The organism is Pacificoceanicola niger (assembly GCF_048553275.1).
Taxonomy (GTDB): domain Bacteria; phylum Pseudomonadota; class Alphaproteobacteria; order Rhodobacterales; family Rhodobacteraceae; genus Pacificoceanicola.
Genome location: NZ_JBLZMW010000002.1, coordinates 453,938 through 459,937, shown reverse-complemented (window position 1 = coordinate 459,937; position 6,000 = coordinate 453,938). Strand labels below are relative to the sequence as shown.

Sequence of the window (6,000 nt, the reverse complement as noted above, 5' to 3'; positions counted from 1 at the left end):
TCCCGTTGTGCGCCTCAGCGCCGCCGGTGAAGGGGGTTCTAAGGTTAGACCAACTGCTCCGCAAGCAGTTTTTTCAGTTTTTTGCTCTGATCGGCGATTTTCTTGTTCTGCTCGGGAGGGCGCGGGTGAAATCTGCCCCTTTTCGGGCGTGATCCGAACTCAGAATTTCCAGCTTAAGGTATCGTTTTTAAATGAGTATCTGAAGAAACTCGCCGTGTCCGATGCAGGATCGGAGCAACTGCCCAAAAGTTATCCACATCCGGTGTTTCCCGGAATTTTTTGGCCGGATATGCCCCTCCCCGCCAGGAATTTTGAGGAATCAGGAGAGGCTGCCGCGAAGTTCCGCGAGTCGCCCGTTCCCTGTGGATGTTCATTGCGCTGTTAGCGCCACCTGAGCGGGCATCCAGGGATGAATCACGACGGCAAAGAGCGCCATTCCCTCCCCACAGAATCAAAAAAGGAGCCCCGCAGGGGCTCCTCAAGGTTCGCTGATAAGGCTCTGTATTCTGTCACCGCTCGCATCGACGTTTCGCCTGCGGCCTCATCCGCGCCTGGAGAACCCACAGGTCCTCCGGAAGGCAAGCAGGGGGCGCCGATGGCCCCCTGCCCTGTTTCTCAACTACAGCCCGAAGTGCCGCCGCAAGTGTTGCACTTCATGCAGGTGCCGTTCCGCACCAGCGTGTAGTTGCCACACTCCCCGCAAGGATCGCCTTCGTAACCTTGCATCTTTGCCTTGGTGCGTTCGTCCATGCTCATGCTCGCCGAAGCGACTGCGACGGTGGATGTTGCCGTCGCCGTCTCACCGCCCCCCGCTGGCATCAGTGCATTGAGCGCGGCGACGGTATCGGTGCCGGTCATACCGCCCTGCAGCACCACAAGTTCCTGGGGCAGGCGTTTGCGCAGATAGCCGGTCGAGCTGATCTGCTTGAGCACTTCGAGCGAGCGCGACGCGGCGCTTTCCGACAGCTCCTTCACGTTCGACACACCCTCTTCCTCGCCGCGGCCGAGATCGTCAAAGCTCGCGCCTTCCGGTTTCACATGGGCAAGGTCCGTGCGATCCAGATAGCTCACCGCCAGTTCGCGGAAGATATAGTCGAGGATCGAGGTTGCGTTCTTGATGCTGTCGTTGCCCTGCACCATGCCTGCCGGTTCGAACTTGGTGAAGGTGAAGGCGTCGACGAACTCTTCCAGCGGCACACCGTATTGCAGGCCCACGCTGACGGCGATGGCGAAGTTGTTCATCATCGCGCGGAAGCCAGCACCCTCCTTATGCATGTCGATGAAGATCTCACCAAGAGAGCCGTCCTGATACTCACCGGTACGCAGGTAGACCTTGTGCCCGCCGACGATGGCCTTCTGGGTGTACCCCTTGCGGCGCTGCGGCATCTTGGTGCGCTGTGACTTGATGATCTCCTTGATCACCACCTTCTCGACGATCTTTTCGGCCAGAACTGCGGCCTTCTCCTGCATGGATCCGCTTTCCAGCACCTCCATTGCCTCGTCGTCGTCCTCCACCAGCGCGGCGGCCAGCGGTTGCGACAGTTTGGAACCGTCCCGGTAGAGCGCGTTGGCCTTCACCCCGAGGGACCAGCTGAGCTCATAGGCCTTCTGGCAATCCTCGATCGTGGCGTCGTTGGCCATGTTGATGGTCTTGGAGATCGCACCGGAGATAAAGGACTGCGCTGCTGCCATCATGGTGATGTGGCTGTTCACCGACAGGTAGCGTTTGCCCTTCTTGCCGCAGGGGTTGGCGCAATCAAAGATGTTCAGATGCTCATCCTTGAGATGCGGCGCCCCTTCCAGCGTCATGGTTCCGCAGACATGATCGTTCGCCGCGTCCACATCGACCTTCGAGAAGCCCAGATGCTTGAGCAGATCGAAGGTCGGATCGTTCAGCTTGGCCGCCGGGATCCCGAGCGTCTCGCGGCAGAACGCCTCGCCCAGCGTCCACTGGTTAAAGACAAAGCGGATGTCGAAGGCGGTGGCCAGCGCGGCTTCGATCTTTTCGATCTGGGCCGGGCCAAATCCATGACCGATCAACGACGTGTGGTTGATGCCGGGCGCATTGCCCAGCGTGCCGTGACCGACCGCATAGGAGATGATCTCTTCAACCTGCGCCGAGCCATAGCCCAGCTTCGTCAGCGCGGCCGGCACCGAGCGGTTGATGATCTTGAAATACCCGCCGCCCGCGAGCTTCTTGAACTTCACCAGAGCAAAGTCGGGCTCGATGCCGGTGGTGTCGCAATCCATGACCAGACCGATGGTCCCCGTGGGGGCAATCACCGAGGTCTGCGCATTGCGATAGCCATGCTGCTGGCCAAGGCGCAGCGCTTCGTCCCAGGCGCCCATCGCCAGTTCGACGAGCGTGGCATCGGGACAATGGGCATGGTCCAGCGGCACCGGCTTGACCGCGAGGTCTTCATAGCCGGTGGTGGCGCCATAGGCCGCATTGCGGTGGTTGCGGATGACGCGGAGCATGTGTTTGCTGTTCTTGTCGTATTTGGCAAAGGCACCAAGCTCGGCAGCCATCTCCGCCGAGGTGGCATAGGCAACGCCGGTCATCAGCGCAGTCAGCGCCCCACACAGCGCACGGCCTTCATCACTGTCATAGCCATAGCCCATGTTCATCAGCAGGCCGCCGATGTTGGCATAGCCAAGACCAAGCGTGCGGTAATCGAACGAGCGCTGCGCGATTTCCTTTGACGGGAACTGCGCCATGAGCACGGAAATTTCCAGGGTAACGGTCCACAGACGCGTGGCGTGCATATAGCCTTCGGCATCGAACTGGCCGTTCTTGTAGAACGTCAGCAGATTCATGGACGCGAGGTTACAGGCCGTGTCGTCAAGGAACATGTACTCGGAGCACGGGTTGGAGCCGCGGATCTCGCCATCTTCCGGGCAGGTATGCCAGGCGTTCACAGTGTCATGGAACTGGATGCCGGGGTCGGCGCAGGCCCATGCGGCGTGACCGACCTGATCCCACAGCTCTTTTGCGCTGATCGTCTTGGCAACAGCACCATCGGTACGGCGCAGAAGCTCCCACGGCTTGTCTTCTTTTACGGCCTGAAGGAAAGCATCGGTCACGCGGATGGAGTTGTTGGAGTTCTGGCCGGAAACCGATGCGTAGGCCTCGGAGTCCCAATCGGTGTCATAGGTCGGGAATTCGATGCTGGCATAGCCCTGTTTGGCGTAGTCCAAGACGCGCTTGATGTAGGTCTCGGGGATCATCACGCCCTTCGCGGCGCGGATCGCGCCCTTGAGCGCCTCATTCTTCTTGGGATCATAGGCGTCTGCTTCGGCACCGTCCCAAACCTTGATCGCGGCGAAAATGCCGTTGAGCATCTTCTCGTGCATCTTGGAGCCGGCGACGATCGACGCGACCTTCTGCTCTTCGATGACCTTCCAGTTGATGAACTCCTCGATGTCCGGGTGATCGACGTCGCAGATCACCATCTTGGCGGCGCGGCGGGTGGTGCCGCCCGACTTGATCGCCCCGGCCGCGCGGTCACCGATCTTGAGGAAGCCCATGAGACCGGAGGATTTGCCCCCGCCGGACAGCGGCTCGTTTGCGGCGCGAAGGGATGAGAAGTTGGTGCCCGTACCGGAGCCATACTTGAACAGGCGCGCCTCGCGCACCCAAAGATCCATGATGCCACCGTCGGAGACGAGATCGTCTTTCACCGACTGGATAAAGCAGGCATGCGGCTGCGGATGCTCATAGGCCGAGGTCGAGCGGGTCAGCTCACCGGACTCGAAGTCGACATAATAGTGTCCCTGCCCCGGACCGTCGATGCCGTAGGCCCAATGCAGCCCCGTGTTGAACCACTGCGGGCTGTTCGGCGCGGCCATCTGCGTGGCCAGCATGAAGCGCATTTCGTCAAAATACGCCTGCGCGTCGGCTTCGGTGGAGAAATATCCGCCCTTCCAGCCCCAGTACGTCCAGGCCCCGGCAAGACGGTCAAAGACCTGCTTGGCAGAGGTTTCGCCGATGCGCTCGGTCTTGGCCGATGCGGGGGCCGAACGCCACAGGAATTCCGGCACGCCCTTTTCCTTGACCTTCTTCAGAGCCGCAGGAACACCGGCTTTGCGAAAGTACTTCTGGGCGATGACGTCGCTGGCAACCTGGCTCCACTTCGCGGGAACTTCGAGGTTGTCCTGCTTAAACACGACGGTGCCATCCGGATTGCGGATTTCCGAGGTGGTGGTGGTGAATTCCACGCCTGCATAGGCGTCCTGTCCTGCCTTCGTGAATTTTCTTTCGATTTTCATCCGAGCTGCCCCATCGTGCTTTTGAGTGTCCCTGTATGCGCAAAGCGAAGAGCCCTGGCTCAAAGACAAAGACGCCTGTGAGCGCCCGAATTGCATGGCGCTCCCGAAAGCCTGCTGCCTCCGTCTTGTGCTTTGTCGCTGATCCTCGGTGTCGCCACTACATCTAGTGGAATCTCCGCGATACCCACACAAAATGGCGCAACTTCGCGGAGAGGGTCAACGCATTTTTGTAAGTTTGAAGATATAAATTCGGTTGACGCCGCAGCGCCGAAACCCGACCAGAGAAATCCCCCGATTCATGCACAGCGGCGGGCCCTGAGCCCACCACGGACACACATGGATTTTCTCCGATCTTACGTACAGTTATCCACAGGCATTAACTTATCGCATGAAATCGCAACACTGGTGTGACAGCTCACACTGCAGACTAGATGTTGTGGCACCAAGGGCACGGGCAACGATTGAACACGGTCCATTCCGGCGATTCCCCCGAGTCGCCCGCCACCGATCACACCGGGATCCGCAACAGAAAACCGACGATCACTGCCCTACGCAAAACCGCGAAAGGCCACCATATATGGTGGCCTGTTCCAGGGTTTCCAACAATGGAGAGAAAATGGTCGGGGAGGCGAGATTCGAACTCACGGCCTTCTGTACCCAAAACAGACGCGCTACCAGGCTGCGCTACACCCCGACTGCGCCCCCTTTAGCGACATCTCGCGACCAAGAAAAGCCGAAAGTCACTCGCAGGGCCACGCGCCGTCCGCAATTATTGGATGGCGCATCTCGGCACCAGGTTTGATCCCCATCTGCGCCGCAAGACCGCCATTGATTTCGAGAACGAATTGCGCCGGATCCTCCGACGGGATCGGCGTGAGATCGCCGGGGATGGCGCGTGTATGCACCTTTGTCACCACGCCCGCCGCATCGGCAAAAATCATGTCCAGCGGGATCAGAGTGTTCTTCATCCAGAAGGCGACTGGCTTTGCATCATCATAGGCAAACAACATGCCGCGGCTGCTGGGCATGGAATCGACATACATCAATCCGCGGGCGCGCTCCGCGTCGTCATCGGCCACATCGACGGAGAACCGAACGGTGCCGAACTCTCCGCGCAGCCAGACCGCATCCGCGCTGCAAAGCCCGCCTGCCTGCGCAGCCATCCCCTGCAACGCCAGAAAAACGAACTTTGCGCCTATCTTGAAAGCGCGGCTTCCCATGCGAACACCTCCATCGCCATACGGCCACGGCGTCCTTCGACGACCCGGATTGCCAGGGCTTCCCCCGGCTGCAGATCGGCAAGACCGGAACGGCGCAGCACTTCGATATGTATAAAGATGTCTTCGACTTTGCCAAACACGTTAGCGAAACCGAACCCCTTGGCCTTGTCGAACCATTTCACGCGCGCCGGTTCCAGTGGCGCATTGGCCATGACCTCTGCGTCGATGTCCTCGAAGTCTGCCAAAGGTGCTGCTTCGCCACTGTCGGGGGGTTCGATCAGAAAGACTTCCGTCGCCTGCACCCCTCGTTCAGTGCGTTGCACACCGATTTCTATGCGCGCGCCATCGGCGACGGAACTCTGCCCGAAATTCCGAAGCACGTTCGCATGCAACAGAATGTCGCCGCCGCCGGATTCGGATTCCGCTATGACGAATCCAAATCCTTTTGCAGGGTCAAACCATTTGACCTTGCCGCTGACCCGCTCTTCTGCGTTGTCCTGATGTCCCAACT

4 protein-coding genes and 1 tRNA gene are annotated in these 6,000 nt (G+C 59.6%); 1 reads left to right on the top strand and 4 read right to left on the bottom strand.

What is annotated here, in order from left to right; genetic code table 11:
• Positions 1-385: hypothetical protein (locus ACN2XU_RS04805; protein WP_419409264.1), on the top strand; the 385-nt coding region annotated here is incomplete at its 5' end.
• Between the two features lie 230 nt (positions 386-615).
• On the opposite strand, the gene ACN2XU_RS04800 is transcribed toward ACN2XU_RS04805, so the two are convergent.
• From ACN2XU_RS04800 to ACN2XU_RS04785, 4 genes are all read right to left on the bottom strand, one after another.
• The gene (locus tag ACN2XU_RS04800) at positions 616-4,269 is read right to left on the bottom strand and encodes a vitamin B12-dependent ribonucleotide reductase (protein WP_419409263.1); all 3,654 of its coding nucleotides are present in this window, start codon (positions 4,267-4,269) and stop codon (positions 616-618) included.
• 617 nt (positions 4,270-4,886) lie between these two features.
• Positions 4,887-4,963: transfer RNA gene (locus tag ACN2XU_RS04795), tRNA-Pro, on the bottom strand.
• A 46-nt stretch (positions 4,964-5,009) separates the two neighbouring features.
• Positions 5,010-5,489, bottom strand: a complete 480-nt coding sequence (locus tag ACN2XU_RS04790) for a DUF192 domain-containing protein (RefSeq protein ID WP_419409262.1) — start codon at positions 5,487-5,489, stop codon at positions 5,010-5,012.
• Positions 5,465-5,998, bottom strand: coding sequence for a cold-shock protein (locus ACN2XU_RS04785; protein ID WP_419409261.1), 534 nt, complete (start codon positions 5,996-5,998; stop codon positions 5,465-5,467). The genes ACN2XU_RS04790 and ACN2XU_RS04785 overlap by 25 nt, the downstream gene beginning before the upstream one ends.
• Positions 5,999-6,000: the final 2 nt, after the last annotated feature.

Excerpts from the sequence above, each read along its gene's own strand:
- ACN2XU_RS04800 (WP_419409263.1), bottom strand. The coding sequence starts at position 4,269 with ATGAAAATCGAAAGAAAATTCACGAAGGCAGGACAGGACGCCTATGCA.
- ACN2XU_RS04790 (WP_419409262.1), bottom strand. The coding sequence starts at position 5,489 with ATGGGAAGCCGCGCTTTCAAGATAGGCGCAAAGTTCGTTTTTCTGGCG.